This window comes from Brevibacillus parabrevis, from assembly GCF_022701015.1.
GTDB lineage: Bacteria > Bacillota > Bacilli > Brevibacillales > Brevibacillaceae > Brevibacillus > Brevibacillus parabrevis.
Genome location: NZ_CP064090.1, coordinates 3,397,543 through 3,415,595, shown reverse-complemented (window position 1 = coordinate 3,415,595; position 18,053 = coordinate 3,397,543). Strand labels below are relative to the sequence as shown.

Annotated in this window: 16 protein-coding genes; all 16 read right to left on the bottom strand. The window is 51.3% G+C overall.

Features of this window, described 5'->3' with window-relative positions:
* Window positions 1-3: 3 nt before the first annotated feature.
* A complete protein-coding gene (locus IRJ17_RS16415; protein WP_122965243.1) occupies window positions 4-1,050 on the bottom strand; it encodes a BMP family lipoprotein in 1,047 nt (348 codons plus the stop codon).
* Window positions 1,051-1,108: 58 nt separating this feature from the next.
* Window positions 1,109-1,834 carry a GntR family transcriptional regulator gene (locus IRJ17_RS16410; protein WP_173596501.1) on the bottom strand — a complete coding sequence of 242 codons (726 nt, stop codon included), beginning with the start codon at window positions 1,832-1,834 and terminating at the stop codon, window positions 1,109-1,111.
* A gap of 234 nt (window positions 1,835-2,068) precedes the next feature.
* The gene (locus IRJ17_RS16405) at window positions 2,069-4,441 is read right to left on the bottom strand and encodes an FtsK/SpoIIIE family DNA translocase (protein WP_173596500.1); all 2,373 of its coding nucleotides are present in this window, start codon (window positions 4,439-4,441) and stop codon (window positions 2,069-2,071) included.
* A 121-nt stretch (window positions 4,442-4,562) separates the two neighbouring features.
* Window positions 4,563-4,793, bottom strand: a complete 231-nt coding sequence (locus IRJ17_RS16400; RefSeq protein WP_063227577.1) for a YlzJ-like family protein — start codon at window positions 4,791-4,793, stop codon at window positions 4,563-4,565.
* Window positions 4,790-5,620: a ClpP family protease gene (locus IRJ17_RS16395; protein WP_122965240.1), complete on the bottom strand. Its 831-nt coding sequence runs from the start codon at window positions 5,618-5,620 to the stop codon at window positions 4,790-4,792. Before IRJ17_RS16395 ends, IRJ17_RS16400 begins: the two co-directional genes overlap by 4 nt.
* A 122-nt stretch (window positions 5,621-5,742) precedes the next feature.
* Window positions 5,743-7,419, bottom strand: a complete 1,677-nt coding sequence (locus IRJ17_RS16390) for a ribonuclease J (RefSeq protein ID WP_122965239.1) — start codon at window positions 7,417-7,419, stop codon at window positions 5,743-5,745.
* A gap of 153 nt (window positions 7,420-7,572) precedes the next feature.
* On the bottom strand, window positions 7,573-8,439 hold the full coding sequence (gene dapA / locus IRJ17_RS16385) for a 4-hydroxy-tetrahydrodipicolinate synthase (RefSeq protein WP_122965238.1): 867 nt from the start codon (window positions 8,437-8,439) through the stop codon (window positions 7,573-7,575).
* Between the two features lie 58 nt (window positions 8,440-8,497).
* Complete coding sequence (gene dapG, locus IRJ17_RS16380) at window positions 8,498-9,724, bottom strand: aspartate kinase (RefSeq protein WP_122965237.1); 1,227 nt, start codon at window positions 9,722-9,724, stop codon at window positions 8,498-8,500.
* An 11-nt stretch (window positions 9,725-9,735) separates the two neighbouring features.
* Window positions 9,736-10,776 carry an aspartate-semialdehyde dehydrogenase gene (locus IRJ17_RS16375; protein WP_063227582.1) on the bottom strand — a complete coding sequence of 347 codons (1,041 nt, stop codon included), beginning with the start codon at window positions 10,774-10,776 and terminating at the stop codon, window positions 9,736-9,738.
* Window positions 10,777-10,834: 58 nt separating this feature from the next.
* Window positions 10,835-11,431: a dipicolinate synthase subunit B gene (locus tag IRJ17_RS16370; protein ID WP_063227583.1), complete on the bottom strand. Its 597-nt coding sequence runs from the start codon at window positions 11,429-11,431 to the stop codon at window positions 10,835-10,837.
* Window positions 11,428-12,330 carry a dipicolinate synthase subunit DpsA gene (dpsA, locus tag IRJ17_RS16365; RefSeq protein WP_122965236.1) on the bottom strand — a complete coding sequence of 301 codons (903 nt, stop codon included), beginning with the start codon at window positions 12,328-12,330 and terminating at the stop codon, window positions 11,428-11,430. Before dpsA ends, IRJ17_RS16370 begins: the two co-directional genes overlap by 4 nt.
* Before the next feature lie 137 nt (window positions 12,331-12,467).
* On the bottom strand, window positions 12,468-12,728 hold the full coding sequence (locus tag IRJ17_RS16360) for a YlmC/YmxH family sporulation protein (protein ID WP_122965235.1): 261 nt from the start codon (window positions 12,726-12,728) through the stop codon (window positions 12,468-12,470).
* Between the two features lie 89 nt (window positions 12,729-12,817).
* Window positions 12,818-14,071, bottom strand: coding sequence for a M16 family metallopeptidase (locus IRJ17_RS16355; protein WP_242771113.1), 1,254 nt, complete (start codon window positions 14,069-14,071; stop codon window positions 12,818-12,820).
* Window positions 14,072-14,186: 115 nt separating this feature from the next.
* Entirely contained in the window at window positions 14,187-15,158 is a 972-nt protein-coding gene (locus IRJ17_RS16350; protein WP_242771111.1) for a polysaccharide deacetylase family protein, read from the bottom strand.
* A gap of 143 nt (window positions 15,159-15,301) precedes the next feature.
* Entirely contained in the window at window positions 15,302-17,446 is a 2,145-nt protein-coding gene (pnp, locus tag IRJ17_RS16345) for a polyribonucleotide nucleotidyltransferase (protein WP_122965232.1), read from the bottom strand.
* A 261-nt stretch (window positions 17,447-17,707) separates the two neighbouring features.
* Window positions 17,708-17,977, bottom strand: coding sequence for a 30S ribosomal protein S15 (gene rpsO, locus IRJ17_RS16340; RefSeq protein WP_063227708.1), 270 nt, complete (start codon window positions 17,975-17,977; stop codon window positions 17,708-17,710).
* Window positions 17,978-18,053 lie beyond the last annotated feature (76 nt).

The window sequence follows — 18,053 nt, the reverse complement described above, 5'->3', positions numbered from 1 at the left end:
GTTTTACTTGTCTGGCACTTGGATTTCGCCTTTAACGATTTTTTGCTTGTACTCATCAACCAGCTTCAGTACGTCTTCTGGAACGTTCTTCGTGGATGTGGAAGCCAAGCCTACACCGTCTTCAGCAAGACCGAGCCATTTGATTTTACCGCCCTCGAATTTACCTTCGGACAGGTCTTTGGATACACGATATACAGCTTCGTCAACGCGTTTTACCATGGAAGTGAGAGTGATCTCATCGCCGAAAGTCAGGGATTGGTCTTTGTCTACACCGATTACCCAAACGTTTTCGCCTTTAGCTTTGCGGTCTTTTGCTTCGTTAAATACGCCATCACCTGTACCGCCGGAAGCGTGGAAGATGATGTCAGCGCCTTGACCGTACATTTGGGAAGCAGTGGATTTGCCAAGGTCAGGCTTGTCAAATGCACCTGTGTATACTTTGATTACTTTTACGCTAGGATCAGCAGCTTTCACACCTGCTTCGAAACCAACTTCGAAGCGTTTGATAACTGGAATTTCAACGCCGCCCACGAAACCAACTGTTTTCGTTTTGGACATTTTCGCTGCAACTACCCCAGCGAGGAAAGAACCTTCGTGCTCTTTGAAGAGTACGGATTCTACGTTTGGCGCGTCTACTTCAGCATCGATGATCGCCAGTTTTGCATCTTTGTTTTCGTCAGCAACTTTTTTCAGGTGGTCGCCCATCAGGAAACCGATACCCCAAGTCAGATCCCATTTGTCTTTTACAAATTGAGTCAGGTTAGGTACATACTCAGCATCACTTGTAGATTGCAGGTAGTTAACGCTGTCTTTCGGCAGATTCATGTCGGCTTGGAATTTTTGCAGACCTTCCCAAGCACTTTGGTTGAAGGAGTTGTCGTTTACGCCGCCAACGTCAGTAACCATACCAATTTTGACAGCTGTTTTGGCACCGCCTTCAGCGCCTCCAGTTTGACCTTGAGGTTGTGCTTCTGGTTTGCTTCCGCATCCGGCAAGAACCAGCGACAGGCTGAGTGTTGCCACAGAAAGCACGGATAGAACTTTCTTCATCTGAGATTACCCCCTGTTTTTAGTTGATGAAAATTGTTGAGTGAGGTTTCCCTCACGGTTACAACCGTCTCCGCACGACGTGAAAGTGAATTTTGTCAGCTCTGAAGTAGTTATGGGAGTATAAAACAGGCTTTTCACTTTCGTCGTAATGAATCTGCTTGAGCAAGAGCAGCGGTGTGGATTTGTCGCAATGCAGCAGATTGGAAACCTTTTCATTGTAGCCCATGGGTACAATGTGAGCCACCGCATAAGCGATCCGCACCCCAGTAGCGCTCTCCAGCCATTTGAAAATGGACTCTCCGCCAGCCGTATAGCCTTCTGGCACCAAGCGCGCGGGAATACGGTCTATGCAATAGACCACAGGTTCGCCGTCAGCTGTCCGAATGCGTTCTACCATCAGCACGCCTTCGCCTGGATTCAAGGCCAAGCTCTTACGCTCGTCTTCCCCAGATTCGCCAAAGGATGTCTTCAGGATCATTGTTCCTGCCGTGTACCCTTGACGCTCAATTGCATCCGTCACACTAAAGAGTTCCCCAATTCCCCCTGAAAAAACAGGTTTTGAATTGATAAAAGTACCGACTCCGTGCCTACGAATGACAATTTTCTCTTCTTCCAGAAGACGAAGCGCCTCGCGAAGTGTTGCCCTGCTTACACCTAACTGTTTGGATAGTTCGGCTTCGGACGGGAGGCGTTCACCAGCACGCAGCTGTCCGCTTTCAATATCGCTCTTGATTTTATCCATAACCAAGAGGAAAAGTGATCGAACGTTTCCTTTAATGCTCATCGTCAATTCACTCCTGTTGTCCTTCGAGCCATCCCAACAGGTAGGACGTCAGACCTCTGATTCTCATGAGACGTGATAGCAACAATTTCCCTCAATCTGTTAAAAATTTTACATGAGGGGCGTGTATCATGCAAGTCAAATCTTTTTGAACAACGGGTGGAAACGAAAAAAAATATCCCTCTCGCCAGCGGAAAAAAGACTTTGCTGGCTATGTTTTTCCAGCAAAGTCCATCCCTAGGATATATTGGATTCGATAGAAGGACGCGGAACGCGAACCTCTCGCGGTTTGGAGCCTTCATACGGCCCTACGATCCCTTGCGCTTCCATCATGTCGATCAACCGTGCGGCTCTCGTATAACCGACCCGCAAACGGCGCTGCAACAGCGATGCGGAAGCAGTCTGTGCTTCGGACACGATTTGTACAGCCTGATCGTACAGCTCGTCATCCACGACAGCCTGCTGTTCCTCTTGCACTTCGCCAGGAATCATTTCTTCGTTGTAGCGAACTTCCTGCTGCTCTTTGACAAAGCGGACGACTTCCTCCACCTCTTTGTCCGATACAAAAGCGCCCTGAACGCGAATCGGCTTAGATGCTCCCATCGGCAACGACAGCATATCTCCTCGGCCGAGCAGCTTCTCGGCTCCTCCCATATCCAAAATCGTGCGGGAGTCCGCCATGGAAGACACGCCGAAGGCAATGCGGGAAGGGATGTTCGCCTTGATGACACCCGTGATGACATCGACAGACGGGCGCTGTGTGGCAATGATCAAGTGAATCCCCGATGCACGCGCCATCTGTGCCAAGCGGCAGATGGCGTCCTCCACTTCACCAGGAGCTACCATCATCAGGTCGGCAAGCTCGTCGACGATGACGACGATGTACGGCAAAGGTGTGCCTTGCACCTGGGCGTTGTACATTTCGATGTTGCGGCTGCCCGTTTTCGCAAACAAGTTGTAGCGCCGCTCCATTTCGGCCACCACTTTTTTCAGGGCGACAGACGCCCGTTTCGGGTCGGTCACTACCGGAGCCAGCAAATGCGGGATTCCGTTGTAAATGTTCAGCTCGACCATTTTCGGGTCGACCATCATCAGCTTGACTTCGTCCGGTCTTGCCTTGAACAAAATGCTCATGATCAAGCCGTTGATGCAGACAGACTTCCCGCTTCCCGTGGCTCCGGCCACAAGCAAGTGCGGCATTTTCGTCAGGTCAGCGACAATCGGCTCGCCAGAAATATCACGGCCCAAAGCTACGGTGAGCTTGCCAGGCGCATCCTGGTATTGCGGCGCTTCCAGCACTTCTCTCAGCGATACGACCGCTACCTCGGAGTTCGGTACCTCAATCCCGATTGCCGACTTCCCTGGAATTGGAGCCTCGATACGAATGTCTTTGGCAGCCAGAGCCAAGGCCAAATCGTCTGTCAAACTGACAATTCTGCTCACTTTTACCCCGGTAGCAGGCTGAACCTCGTACCGGGTGACTGCTGGCCCGCGGTGCACTTCGGAAACCGTCGCGCTGACGCCGAAGCTTTTTAGCGTCTGCACAAGCTTGGCCGCATTCGAGGTGTGATCGACGTCTTTGGCTGTACCTGCTTGGCGCGGTCTGGCGAGCATCTGCAAGCTCGGCAGCTCATAAGGTGCGGCTGGCTGTTCTTCTGCTGTCTCCAGCGTCCCGAAAATCTCTTCGTCTCCCTCCAGGGCAAACGTAATTTCCTGTGTCGCTTGCGCTGTGGCAGTCTTCGCCGGACGTGCTGCTGCGGCTGGCTCTACAGTCTCTTCATCCTCCAGAGCAATCCGGTCGGCAAAGTCGCGAATCACCGGGATGACGAGCTGTTCATTTGCCTGCTCATCGTGCGCCGTCCTGATCTCTCTAACAGGTAGCGGAGTCGCATCCTGATCGGCGGTCTCTGCCAGCTTTTGCTTGCGTTGTTCGTCGGCTTCCTTCGTCGCTTGTTTTCTGCGCTCGCTCTCTTCCTGCAAAAGCTGCACGGAGTCTTTGACGGTCTCCTTTGCTTTTCCGTAAAAAAGCGCCATTTTGTCGCGGAGAAACATCACAATGTTCACATAAGACAGATTGAACAGAAACATGAGGCCGACGAGGAACAAGAAGACGATAATCAAGCCCGTCCCGATCGTCCCGACCAGACCGTTCGTGACGGCAAAGAACAGAGCGCCTACCATGCCTCCGCCTACTCCGGTTGTGGATACTTTTTGACTGTGATCCAGCCAGACCCGGTCCCAGGTCACACGGATGATGCTCTGCTCCGCGAACTTGCCGTCTGCCGTGATCTGCTTGTACAAAATCATGTGGTCCCACGTCAAAATCGCCACCATGATCAGCACGATGCCAAGCACGCGATACGTCAAGCGCGGTGCCTGGCGGGTAAACATCATGAACACAGCCATGACAATCATCAGCACCGGGAGCAAGAAATCCCAGGAGCCCGCAATAAAGCGGAACAGAAAAGCCAGAACGTTTTTGCCCAGCCACCCGCTTTCGAGCAGTCCGATCAAGGACAGCACAATAATGAGCAGTCCCAGCAGCTCTATTTTGACAACCGAGGCCAATGCCGCTTGCGACCGCTCTTTTTTTCTTCTACTCAATGGCACGCCTCCTTCTTGTGCTTTTTCCAGATATGTACAAAATGGTAAAAAGGCAGCCGTATTTTGTTCGGCTGCTGTTCGTACACAATTAGTATAACACAGGAAATTCATAGAAATACAGGACTTCTTAGACGAGCCATTCGGGGCGAAATTGAACTTTTTGTCCAGGGGCATAGTGCGGTTTCAAATAATCTTGCGGGTCTGGACTGATCAAACGGACAATTCTTCCTTCATACGGTCCGGTGCGCTCTACCAGCATCGTCGCGTGACCGTTCGTAATTTCTTCCAGCTCCTGCTTTTCGACCTGCTCCATATTGGCAAATACCGTTTCCGTCGGGATAATCGAGTACAAAATCATTGGAGAACGCGCTCCTCCCCGCTGCGTGCTTTCTCGATCAGCTCATTCAGCTTTTTCAACGCCTTGCCCAAGCCTCCGACCTCATCGATCAAGCCGTACTTGACGGCATCGACACCGATGACGTTTGTTCCGATGTCGCGGGTCAACTCGCCTGTGCGCGTCATCAACTCGCGAAACTTTTCTTCGGAGATGTTGGAGTGGCGAGCGATAAAGCTGACGACGCGATCCTGCATTTTGTCCAGGTATTCAAACGTTTGCGGCACGCCGATCACAAGGCCAGTCAAGCGGATCGGATGAATCGTCATCGTGGCTGTCTCCGCGATAAAAGAATACGAGCCGGCAACTGCAATCGGCACGCCAATGCTGTGTCCGCCGCCAAGAACGAGCGTCACGACCGGCTTGGACATCGACGACACCATCTCGGCGATCGCCAGCCCTGCTTCAACGTCTCCCCCGACCGTGTTCAAAATGACGAGTACGCCTTCGATTTTGTTGTTCTGCTCGGCTGCCACGAGCTGCGGAATGAGGTGTTCGTACTTGGTCGTCTTGTTTTGCGGAGGCAGCTGAATATGCCCTTCTACTTGCCCGATAATGGTCATACAATAAATATTGCTTTCCAGTTGCGGAACATTCGTTTGCCCCAGCTGGGTGATGGAGTCCAAGAGCTTTTTCTTCGGATCTTCCTGCGCAGGCGCTTCAGGCGGAGCAACGGCAGGCTCCTGCTCTTCCGGAGGTGAGCTTTGTGGCGCTGGGCCTTTGTTATTGTTCAGTGCTGTGCTTGCAAATGGGGGCTTATTTAAAAATTGGTTGTATGGTTGCTTCGACATGGATGATACTCCCTCCCTTTCCTCTGTAGTATGGATAGCAGGTGGGAAAATCATGCGCCCGGGCAAGCCAAAAAAAGCCAGGAACCCCTGTGGTTACAGAGGATTCCTGACTCTTTGCTTGCTTACACTTCCATGATAATCGGCAAGATCATCGGACGGCGACGAGTTTGTTCGTACAGGTAACGTCCCAACGATTCTTTTACATTGTTTTTGAGGGATGACCATTCATTTACGTTTTCTTCCATGCACTTGACAAGTGTTTGGGTCACTATGCGATTCGCTTCATCCAGCAATTCCTCGGATTCACGCACATAGACGAAACCGCGAGAGATGATGTCTGGACCAGAAAGAATCGTGCCATTTTGTTTGCTGAGTGTAACGACAACTACCAGTATGCCATCTTGTGACAGTAATTTGCGATCTCTAAGTACGATGTTTCCTACATCGCCGACACCGAGGCCGTCGATCAGGACATTGCCCGCGTGGACTTTCGGGCCGTAACGCGCCCGTCCACCGGAGATTTCCACCGTGTCGCCGTTATCCAGCAAAAAGATGTTCTCCTCCGGGATGCCAACCTGTTCAGCGAGGAGCGAGTGCGTTTTGAGCATCCGGTATTCGCCGTGAACAGGAATAAAGTACTTAGGCTTCATTAAATTCAACATCAGGCGCAACTCTTCCTGGCTGCCATGACCGGAGACGTGGACGGTTCCGTTTGGTCCATGGCCGCCATAAATGACGTCAGCGCCAATTCTCGAAAGCTGGTCAATCGTGCGTGCAACATACTTTTCATTCCCCGGAATCGGGGTCGCTGCGATGATGACCGTATCTCCTGGAAGGATGTCAATTTTCCGATGGGCGGATCGGGCCATGCGTGTGAGCGCAGACATTGGCTCTCCTTGGCTTCCAGTAGATAAAATAACGACTTGCTCAGCAGGCAGCTTGTTGATTTCGTCGCTCTCGACAATCAAGCCGTCCGGAACGAACAAATAACCCAGCTCTCTGCTGATATTCATGACATTTTGCATGCTTCGGCCAACAACCGTCAGCTTGCGGTTGAACTGCACCGCTGCATCCACGACCTGCTGAATGCGGTGAACGTTGGATGCGAAGGTAGAAACGACGATGCGTCCCGTCGCCTTGCTGAAAACATCCTTGATCGCGATGCCAACAGAGCGCTCCGATCCGGTAAATCCTGGACGTTCTGCATTGGTACTGTCCGACAACAGGCACAGCACTCCACGATCGCCAATCATCGCCATTTTGGCCAAGTCGGCTGCCTGGTTATTGATTGGTGTTTGATCGAACTTGAAGTCCCCGGTGTGGACGACGTAGCCTTCCGGTGTGTCCAGGCATACTCCCACGCAATCCGGGATACTGTGATTCACCCGGAAAAAGGTCGCTTTCATTTTCCCGAGGACAACCTCTGAATCACTGTTGATCAATACTCGTTTCGTTTCGTTTAGAATACCCGCTTCTTTCAATTTTGCATCAATCAGACCGAGGGTAAGTTTTGTCGCATAAACCGGGACTTTCAAATGCTTCAGCACGTAGCTGAGGCCGCCGATGTGGTCTTCGTGTCCATGCGTAATAATAATACCCCGAACTTTATCACGGTTCTCTTCCAAGTAGGTGATATCCGGAATCACCATGTCAATTCCCAGCATTTCCTCTTCCGGGAATTTCAATCCGGCATCAATCACTACGATGTCGTCCCCGCTTTGTACCACGTACATATTCTTCCCAATTTCGCCGACTCCGCCCAGGGCGAAAATGAGAACAGAGTGATTCGACTTTGCCAAACGTGTAACCTCCTATATTTAGTTGTCATGTCCACTCAAAAAAACCGCCCCAAATCACTTGTTTTCATTATACCCGAAGTGAAAACCTGAACACAAGGAAAAAGAGCCATCCCGTTTATGGAATGGCTCTTGGTCTTCTTGTTATTGGGCTTCTTAGGCGAACAAGGAGTGGACAAACGCTTTTTCCTGTTCGTTCAGCTCGACCAATGGCAGACGAACTCCACCAGTGGCTACCCCGAGCTTTTCCAGAGCGACTTTTGTCGGCCCAGGACTTGGATAAGCGAACAGTCCGTCGAACACAGGCACGAGCTTGCGATGAATGCTCGCCGCTTCCGCATGGTTGCCCTGGAAAAAAGCGTCCATCATCTCCGTCATTTGCCGGCCGACAACGTGACTGGCTACACTGACAATCCCCACTCCGCCAATGGACAAAATCGGCAAAGTCAGTCCGTCATCACCGCTGTACAGCTCAAAGCCTTCCGGAGCATGCTCGATAATTTGCGCCATTTGGCTCAAATTGCCGGATGCTTCTTTGATGCAGACCACATTGGGCAGCTGGGCCAAGCGCAAGGTCGTCTCCGCAGTCATATTCACGACAGAACGGCCCGGCACGTTGTACAGCATGACCGGAAGCTCTGTGGACTCTGCCAGCGCTTTGAAATGAGCGTACAGGCCCTCCTGAGACGGCTTGCTGTAGTAAGGAGCAACGACCATCACGGCATCTACGCCAATCGATTGAACAGCCTCGGTGAACTCGATGCTCGCTGCGGTGTCATTGCTGCCTGTTCCAGCGATAATATGGCACTTCCCTTTTGCATAAGCGACTGCGTGGCGAAACAGCTCCAGCTTCTCCGCACGGGAGAGCGTCGGCGATTCGCCAGTTGTGCCGCTCAGCACGATCCCTGTCGTTCCATTTGCGATCAGGTGATCGATCAGGCGTTCCGTTTTATCGAAATCGATCTGTAATTGTTCATTAAAAGGCGTTACCATCGCGGTAACAAGCCGACCAAAACGTGCCACTAGCTTTCCAACTCCTCTTGTTGTGATCAGTAGGCATCAAAAATGAAGATAAGATCGCTCACATATGGTGGGCATGGAGATTGAACTGCTGATGCAAGGCGCGTACGGCCCGCACCATATCCATCTCATGCACCAAAACCCAGATGGTCGTATGGGAGTCAGCTGACTGAAGAATCTGGATGTCTTCCTGCGTCAATGCCTCTACGATTTGTGCCATGACGCCCGGCACTCCCGTCATTCCTGCCCCGATTACCGACACTTTCGCGCAATGCGGCAAGAGCTGCGGCTCATATCCCATGTCCGTCAGCAGCTCGGCTGCTTTGGCTCCCATCTCATCGTGAACCGTGTAAGCAACCCCTAACGGATTCACGTTGATGAAATCGACACTGATATTATTGGTTGCCATGGTTTTGAAAACTTGCAGCTGTGTATCGTAGTACCCTTCCTTGTTGGCTACCTTGATCTGCGTAATATTCGGCACGTGGGCGATCCCCATGACGACTCTGTCCTGAACCGAGTAGCCTTTTTTGCCGATCTCCAGCATGGTCGTCACAAGTGTACCAGGGTCGTCCGAAAACGTAGAGCGGACACGAATCGGCACGTTGGCCTGCATCGCGATTTCTACCGCTCGTGGATGGATGACTTTTGCTCCGAGGTGAGCCATGTTGCAAATTTCCGTGTAAGTCACCATTTCCAGCGGCTGCGCTTCTTCGACGATCCGCGGGTCCGCTGTCATGATGCCTTCCACATCGGTAAAAATGTCCACCATTTCCGCTTGCAGGGCAACGCCGAGCGCTGTTGCTGTCGTGTCGCTGCCGCCGCGGCCGAGCGTCGTAATTTCCCAATCGACCGTCCTTCCCTGAAACCCGGGAACGATCACCACTTGACCCGCTTGCAAGTCTTGCAAAATGCGGCTCGGGTCAATGGTCGTAATTTGCGCGTTGGTAAAATCGTCGCTGGTCACGATGTTGGCCTGACCGCCTGTCAAAATCGTCGCTTTGATTCCACGCGCGTTCAACATGCTGCACATGACTGTAGCGGAGATGATTTCCCCCGTATGCATCAGCATATCCATTTCACGACGAGGCAGTTGGTTCCCATTGGAGCGAACCAACTGCAAAAGAGTATCGGTTGCATATGGGTCACCCTTGCGCCCCATGGCCGATACGACAACGACGAGGGCATAGCCTTCGTCGATCGCCTTTTCTATATGGTAGATTGCCCGCATCCGGCAATCTTCCGTCGTCAAGGAAGAACCACCGAACTTCTGGACGAGAATCTTCACAAACCTCTCCCCTATGCTCTTGCTTTGATGAGTTCTTCAGCGATTTGTACTGTATTCCATGCTGCACCTTTGAGAAGGTTGTCAGATACGATCCACATATGCAGTCCTCGAGGGTGATGGAGATCACGACGCAAGCGGCCGACAAAAATATCCAGCTTGCCAGTAGCATCCGTAGCCAGAGGATACTGCTGTTCTTGCGGCGCGTCTACCACCACTACGCCAGGGGCGTTTTCCAAGAGTGCTTTTACTTCGTTCAGGTCGTAATCCTGTTTCAATTCGACGTATACCGACTCACTGTGTCCGTAAACGACCGGAATGCGTACGCATGTGGCAGAAACCAGCACCGTGTCATCACCGAAGATTTTTTTGGTTTCATTCACCATTTTCATCTCTTCGTAAGTAAAACCGTTGTCGGTAAACACATCAATTTGCGGAATCGCGTTAAAGGCAATTTGATGGTGAACAGGCAGCTTGCCAACAGGCAGAACCTGACATTGTGCCTCTTTGCCGTCAAGCACGTCGCGGCTCTGTTCGTGCAACTCATTGATTGCCGATTGGCCTGCGCCAGAAACTGCCTGGTAAGTAGAAACGATAATGCGGTCTATTCCAAAACGATCATACAAGGGTTTCAGAGCGGCTACCATCTGAATGGTGGAGCAGTTCGGATTCGCAATGATTCCATTATGGGCGAGAGCGGCATCCATGTTTACTTCAGGCACCACCAGAGGAACATCCGGGTCCATCCGGAACGCGCTGGTATTGTCAATGACGACAGCACCGTGGCGCACTGCATGATGAGCCAGTTCCTTGCTCACGGAGCCACCCGCGCTAAACAAGGCAAAATCGATTCCCGCAAAGCTATCAGGAGTTGCTTCTTCCAGGACAACTTCTTGTCCCTTGAACGTGACCGTCTTGCCGGCAGAACGTCCAGAAGCAAGCAGCTTGAGCTGTTTAATGGGGAAGTTGCGCTCTTCCAGCAAGCGAATCATTTGTTGTCCGACTGCGCCAGTCGCACCGACTACTGCTACATTGTAAGTCAGTTGGTTAGCCATCTCTTACTCTCCTCCTAATCGCAAAAAAGCAGGTAAATTGTTTTTTCTGTCGTTTTGTTTAGTAGTTGAACCTTTCGATGAGCAAGGGTTGCAATTGCCTACCTTCCAATGCTGCCTCGCATGTTTCCAGTAACAGATCCATGCGGGCTACGAGCGAGTTTGGCTTTTTATCCGGAGCATCCTGCCCGAATGGCACGAAATAGATATTCTTCGCCGCCAACAGCTTGGCAATATTGGCAGCATTTAATCCCAAACCATCGTTCGTGGAGATTGCGATGACAAGCGGTCGCAAATTGCGCATGGTCGCTTTGGCCGCCATGAGGACGGCGCTGTCGGTAATCGCGTTTGCCAGGCGGCTGGTCGAGCTGCCTGTGCATGGTGCAATCAACATAACGTCCAACAATTTTGAAGGGCCCAAAGGTTCTGCCTGGGGAATCGTTGAAATCAGTTCCTCCCCTGTCAAATCCTTGATTTGCTGCTGCCAGCTTTGCGAGGTGCCAAAACGCGTATCCGTCGTCATGATTGTATTCGAAACAATCGGGATGACTCTTGCTCCAGCATCCACAAATCGCTTGATCTGCGGCATCGTCTCTTCAAACGTGCAATGCGATCCAGACAATCCGAAACCAATGGTCTTCCCCTGCAGACTGCTCATGATGATGACTCCCCCCTGGTTTTCCTCTGCTCCGCAATGAGACGAGACAAAGTCTGGGCCAAAATCTGCCCTGCGGTTTTCGGTGCAACGATTCCAGGCAATCCGGGAGCGAGAAGCGCTTTAATGCCTCTTCTTTCGGCGTATCGAAAATCTGTCCCTCCCGGTTTGGAGGCAAGATCGAGAATAAACGCCGACTGCGGCATTTGAGCGATTACCTCTGCCGTGAGTAGTAGCTGCGGGATGGTATTAAAAATGAAATCAGCATTCGTGACTTGTTGCTTTAGCTCACTGATCGGGAAGGGAGTCAATCCCATCTCATAGATGCGTGCCAAGTGTTCCTGACGCCTAGCCCCCACTCTTACACGGGCTCCCAGTGCATGCAGGGCCCGGGCCATAGACAAACCTGTTCGTCCCAATCCCAAAACAATTGACGAAGATCCATGAATCGTGATATCCGTATTTTGAATCGCCATCATCAGCGCTCCCTCCACAGTAGGGATGGAGTTGTATATGGCTACGTCATCTCGATCCAGCAGTTCCACAAGCGGAACTTGCTTGGATGCCAACAGTTTTTTCAGGTAAGGTTTAGCCATTCCCGTATATACCACACAATGCTTAGGCAAGCTCTCCACGTGTTGATCCAGAAGCTGCATTTGTTTGGAGCAAAAAATGCTTTCCACAAAGCCTTGGTCATCGGTTCCTACGATGGGCAGGATGAGGGCGTCCACGTCTTTCAACACATCGCATGTTAATGGTCTCTTCGTTGCCCCTGTAAAATTGCTTTCCAGGTTGTCGAAGCCAACTAACGTGACACTGGCGTCCAGCTGAATGCATCGCTTGATGACTTCCAGCTGGCGAGCGTCTCCGCCAATGAAGGCAACATGTATGCCCGTTAGCATGCTGCGTTCCCCTTTCCACACATTTTACTGCATTAAATGATCGGAACGCAAAGGTTTTCCTTTTGAAAAAGTTGTCGGAAGTCCGTGCGCTCTACCCCCATCCTATTCGGCTTGCGCTACTTCGGTGACAGCAGAGCCTACTTTTGCGAAGCCTGTGTCTCTTCTTGTCCGAGCGAGACGATGACCATGTCCGGACCGATTTTCACGATGGAGCTCCACGGGATCACCAGGTCTTCGCGTTTTTTGCCGAAGCCAAAAAAGCTGCTGCCTGGCAAAATGATCGACTGAATCGCGCCGTTTTCCGGCTGGATGACGAGGTCGGAGTCGCTGATCACCCCCATTTTTTCCCCGTTGTCCAAGCCGATGATTTCTTTGCCGCCCAGTTCGCTAAGCCGCATTGGCCAAGCCCCCCTTTGTCCTTGTTTGCGTTACTGTTGATATACGCAAAAAAATCCGGGCTATGCCGGATTTTTCGCAAAGGGAAAAGCTATAGCAAAATGTCGTTTTTCACGTTGGCAGGGTATCCCTCAAGCGGGCTTACCATCGCCATCGCCAGCTTCGAGCGGAACAGCTCCTGCGCGACAGCCAGGACAGATTCGTGCGAGACGCGGTCGATTTTGGCGATGATCTCGTCCAGATTGAGGTGGCGTTCCAGGAGCAGCTCGTTTTTGCCAAGGCGGCTCATCCGGCTGTTGGTGCTTTCCAGGCTGAGCATCAGGCTGCCTTTCAGCTGCTCTTTTCCTTTGTTCAGCTCTTTGTCGGAGATGCCGCGGTCAGCCACATCGCGCAGGACGTTTGTCACGATATCGAACACTTGACCCACGTGCTCAGGCGCTGTGCCCGTATACACAGTGAAAGTTCCCGCTTCCTTGTAGGAAGAATGGTACGAATAGACCGAGTATGCCAATCCCCGCTCTTCGCGAATTTCCTGGAAGAGACGCGAGCTCATGCTGCCTCCCAATACGTTGTTCAGCAAAATGAGCGAGTACACATCCGGGTGACCGACTTTAAACCCTGGCAGGGACAGGCACAAGTGCGCCTGCTCAGTCGCTTTGTTGTGGGCGATCACATTCGCAGCAAACTCGGGTTCTGACAGAGGCGCCAGCTTGCCTTGGCGCGAAAAGCCGCTGAAGCGCTTCTTGATCTCTTCAATGAGGTTGTCATCAAAGTTCCCTGCTACCGTCACCACTGTATTGGATGGAAGGTAGTGGGCGTCGATGTAGCTCAGCAAATCGTCGCGTTTCAGACTGCGCAGAACGTCTTCCGTACCCAAAATCGAGTAGCCGAGCGGGTGGTTGCTGTAAGTGGCTCTAGCAATCAAATCGTGGACGAGATCGTCAGGCGTATCCTCGTACATGCTGATTTCTTCAATGACGACATTTTTTTCTTTTTCCAGTTCCTCTGCGTCGAAGACAGAGTGGAAATACATATCGGAAAGCACGTCTAACGCGATCGGTGCGTGCTGGTCGAGCACTCGCGCATAATAGCAGGTGTACTCTTTCGATGTGAATGCGTTTACGTTTCCGCCGATCTCATCAAAAGTCTCCGCGATTTCTTTCGCAGACCGGGTACTTGTACCTTTAAAAAACATATGCTCAAGAAAATGGGAAATCCCGTTGTTTTTCTCCTGTTCATATTTCGAACCGGTCCCCACCCAGATGCCCAAAGCAACAGAGCGAACGGACGGAATTTTTTCCGTCACAATTCGAAGACCGTTTTCACATGTATGACGTTGTATCACGCAAATCCTCCTCGGTTGATCATCTCTCTATCCGCAACTTCCGGGAAATGGCTGTAAACACGTCTAACTATAGCAAACTTCTTTTGTCTCCACAATAAATGAGCTTGTTTTCCCATCACGGGAGTCGGCGGCTGGACAAAACTTCCGAGACGGTGACGGGCTGAAGCCCCTTTTTCTTGGCGATTGTCAGCAACTGGTCGAGACTCGCCTGTGACGCGGCTGTCGGGTGCATCAGCACCAATGTTCCGTTGCTCATCAAACCGCTGATCTTTTTAATCACGAGGCTGGGAGAAGGCTTTTTCCAGTCTACCGTATCCGCCGTCCACATAATCGTCTTCATCTGGTACGAGGAGTGGGCAATTTGAACCACCTGCTTGTTGAATGCACCGGAAGGAGGGGCGAACAAAATGGGCTTGATCCCCAGCGTCTTGGTGATGATCTCCTGTGTCCGACTGATCTCTTGATGGATGCGCTGCGTGCCCAGGGTGCTCATGTCAGGGTGCGAGTAGGCATGGTTGCCAATCTCGTGTCCGCGCGCTGCAATTTTTTTCGCCTCTTCCGGATAGCGTTTGACCCACGAGCCATCCAGAAAAAACGTCGTCTTCACTTGATGCTTATCCAACGTATCCAGCATGGAGTCCAAATATTCGTTGCCCCAGGCCACATTTATCATGAAGGAGATCGTCGGCTTTTTCGGATTTCCGCGATAGATCGGCTGTGCTCCAAGCTGGTCAAGTGAAATCGCGGGAGGTACTTCTTTATATACCAACATTTCCGGTCCTGCTACTCCCGTTGCCAACATTTTCTCGACGGAAGCGTCCACATCGACGATTCGCCCGTTGTAGCCGGGAATGGCTTTCCATGTCGGATCAATGACCGCGTCGATCGGCGCTTCATCCCGCTCGGCTTTCCACTTCTCCACCTGGGCGCGCAACCGTTCTTTTTCATCCAAAATTTTTTCCGCCGTTACGGTCTGTTCCTTTTTCACAAAGCTGATATATTCGTGAATTGGCTGGTATTGCAGCAGCATGATCATTCCGACTGCGACAAAGACCGTAACCCAAAGCCTGCTCTTTCTTTCCGCCATCGTGGAGCCAGCCCTCCTTATGTACGTACAAGTCTCTCTTTGTCCAATGTATGAGCATACCGAGTGACTTAGACATTTTTGGCCAAAAGAAAAAAGCTTCCGTACACGAATTTCTTCGAGTGACGAAGCCTTTTGTTTGTTGATTATTCTGCTTGGGTCGGAGCATTTTCGGCCTGAGCCGCAGCTTGCTCTTTGAGTACAGCTTTGCGGGACAGATTGATGCGACCTTGATCGTCAATCTCTGTCACCTTCACTTGCACCTTGTCGCCAACAGCAACTACGTCTTCCGTCTTGGCTACGCGTTCTTCTGCCAATTGGGAGATGTGGCACAAGCCTTCTTTGCCTGCAAACAGTTCGATGAACGCTCCGTACTTCTCTACGCGCTTGACGGTTCCCAGATAAATCTGGCCGACAGCAACCTCGCGAACCAGGTCCTCGATGATTTGTTTCGCACGCAGATTCGCTTCGTGATTAATCGAAGCGATGAAGACTCGTCCATCTTGCTCGATGTCGATTTTCACGCCGGTTTCTTCGATAATCTTGTTGATGACGCGACCTTGTGGGCCGATGACATCGCGGATTTTCTCCGGATTGATCGACATGGTCAATATCTTAGGCGCATAAGGAGACAGCTCTTCACGCGGTTTGGAAATGGTGCTCATCATATGCTTCAGGATGTGCAAACGACCTTCACGCGCTTGCTCCAAAGCTTGCTCCAAGATTTCGCGGTTGATCCCGGAAATTTTGATATCCATCTGGATCGCGGTTACACCCGCTTCGGTGCCAGCCACTTTGAAGTCCATATCGCCCAAGTGGTCTTCCATGCCTTGGATGTCTGTCAAGATCGAGAAAGACTGTTCGTCCTTGCTCATGATCAAGCCCATTGCGATACCTGCTACAGGCGCTTTGATCGGCACCCCTGCATCCATCAGAGCCAATACGCTCGCGCAAATGGAAGCTTGCGACGTCGAACCGTTGGACTCGATGACTTCGGAAACCAGTCGGATCGTGTACGGGAACTCGTGTTCAGATGGAATGATCGGCTCAATCGCGCGCTCACCCAACGCCCCGTGCCCGATTTCACGACGGCCTGGAGGACGCAGTGGACGAGCTTCACCTACGCTGTATGGCGGGAAGTTGTAATGGTGCATGAATCGCTTCGACTCTTCCAGACCGAGTCCGTCCAGGATTTGCACATCACCCAGCGCCCCAAGCGTGCACACGCTCAAAGCTTGTGTTTGACCACGGGTGAACATCGCGGAACCGTGCGTACGGGACAAGATGCTTGTCTCGCTGGAAAGCGGGCGAATTTCGCCAAGAGCCCGTCCATCCGGACGAACTTTTTCTTCGGTAATGAGGCGGCGAACTTCGTCTTTGACGATGTTGCCCAACACTTCGCCAATCATCTTTTCCTGCTCCGGATAGTTTTCCGGATCTTTGGCAGCGAAATGCTCTTTCGTCTCGTCCTTGATCGCGTCAATCGCGTCGTAACGAGCCTGCTTTTCTTCAATCCGAACCGCTTCTTTCAGACGTGCTTCTGCAAATGCGCGCACAGCCTGATCGATTTCCGGATCGACTTCATGCAGGATGACTTCCATTTTTTCTTTGCCGATTTCTGCCACGATCTGGTTTTGGAACTCAACCAGCTTCTTGATAACCTCGTGACCTGTCATGATTGCTTCGAGCATGACAGACTCCGGCACTTGATTTGCGGCAGCCTCGACCATGTTGATCGCTTTGTGTGTACCTGCGACTACGAGGTGAATATCGCTTTTTTCTGCCTGCTCCACAGTCGGGTTGATGATGAACTCGCCATCAATGCGCCCAACGATGACACCGGCAATCGGACCTTCAAACGGAATTTCGGAAACGCAAAGAGCGGCAGACGTACCGATCATAGCGGCGATTTCCGGTGAGCAGTCCTGATCAACCGACAGAACAGTATTGACAATTTGTACGTCGTTACGGAATCCTTCTGCGAAAAGGGGACGAATTGGGCGGTCAATCAAGCGGCTTGCCAAAATCGCTTTTTCGCTTGGACGACCTTCTCTTTTAATAAAGCCGCCGGGAATTTTTCCGACTGCATAGAGACGTTCCTCATAGTTAACAGTCAACGGGAAAAAATCAAGAGCTTTTGGCTCTTTCGAGACTGTAACTGCAGACAGGATTGCCGTATCGCCGTACCGAACCAGAACCGATCCGTGAGCCTGTTTGGCCATTTTGCCAAATTCCAGGGTCAGCTTGCGGCCTGCCAGTTCAAAATCGTATGTACGGTATTGTTGCTCCATGATGCTAGCAGTCCTCCTTCACGACAATGTGCATATCTACACTTTGTTTTCTACCTGTATGTATTATTTCCTGCCACCATGAAAATTAAATGGTGAGCTTTGGCAGTCATTTTGGATAATAAAAAAAGCTTCTTTTGAAGCCATTTTCATCACGCTTGAATCACTTTATTTGTATCGTTTCAGAGAGCCTGACAACAGATGTGCCAAGCTCCCCTACACGATAGAAAAAGCGGGAAGAACCCGCTTTTTGCAAAACGCTGACTAGCGGCGCAGACCCAGACGGTCTACAACCGAACGATAGCGTTGAACATCTGCTTCACGCAAGTATGTCAACAGGTTACGGCGTTGACCTACCATTTTCAACAGACCACGACGGCTGTGGTGATCTTTTTTGTGCGTACGCAAGTGTCCGTTCAGGTTGTTAATGTTTTCGGTCAAGATAGCGATTTGAACTTCCGGAGAACCGGTGTCGTTGTCATGAGTACGGAACTCTTGAATCAGTTGAGTTTTACGCTCTTGAGACAATGCCATCATGACTCACCTCCTTTTTTTATATCCCGTTAGCCGAGTCTGCCGTCGGTGAGCATCGGACAGCCAAGCTGCGGTT

Bases quoted from the DNA above. Each gene is read 5' to 3' on its own strand.
- IRJ17_RS16395 (WP_122965240.1), bottom strand. From the start codon at position 5,620: ATGTCGAAGCAACCATACAACCAATTTTTAAATAAGCCCCCATTTGCA.
- IRJ17_RS16400 (WP_063227577.1), bottom strand. From the start codon at position 4,793: ATGATTTTGTACTCGATTATCCCGACGGAAACGGTATTTGCCAATATG.
- IRJ17_RS16350 (WP_242771111.1), bottom strand. From the start codon at position 15,158: ATGGCGGAAAGAAAGAGCAGGCTTTGGGTTACGGTCTTTGTCGCAGTC.
- IRJ17_RS16415 (WP_122965243.1), bottom strand. From the start codon at position 1,050: ATGAAGAAAGTTCTATCCGTGCTTTCTGTGGCAACACTCAGCCTGTCG.
- pnp (WP_122965232.1), bottom strand. From the start codon at position 17,446: ATGGAGCAACAATACCGTACATACGATTTTGAACTGGCAGGCCGCAAG.
- IRJ17_RS16370 (WP_063227583.1), bottom strand. From the start codon at position 11,431: ATGAGCAGTCTGCAGGGGAAGACCATTGGTTTCGGATTGTCTGGATCG.
- IRJ17_RS16410 (WP_173596501.1), bottom strand. From the start codon at position 1,834: ATGAGCATTAAAGGAAACGTTCGATCACTTTTCCTCTTGGTTATGGAT.
- dpsA (WP_122965236.1), bottom strand. From the start codon at position 12,330: ATGCTAACGGGCATACATGTTGCCTTCATTGGCGGAGACGCTCGCCAG.
- IRJ17_RS16375 (WP_063227582.1), bottom strand. From the start codon at position 10,776: ATGGCTAACCAACTGACTTACAATGTAGCAGTAGTCGGTGCGACTGGC.
- IRJ17_RS16360 (WP_122965235.1), bottom strand. From the start codon at position 12,728: ATGCGGCTTAGCGAACTGGGCGGCAAAGAAATCATCGGCTTGGACAAC.
- rpsO (WP_063227708.1), bottom strand. From the start codon at position 17,977: ATGGCATTGTCTCAAGAGCGTAAAACTCAACTGATTCAAGAGTTCCGT.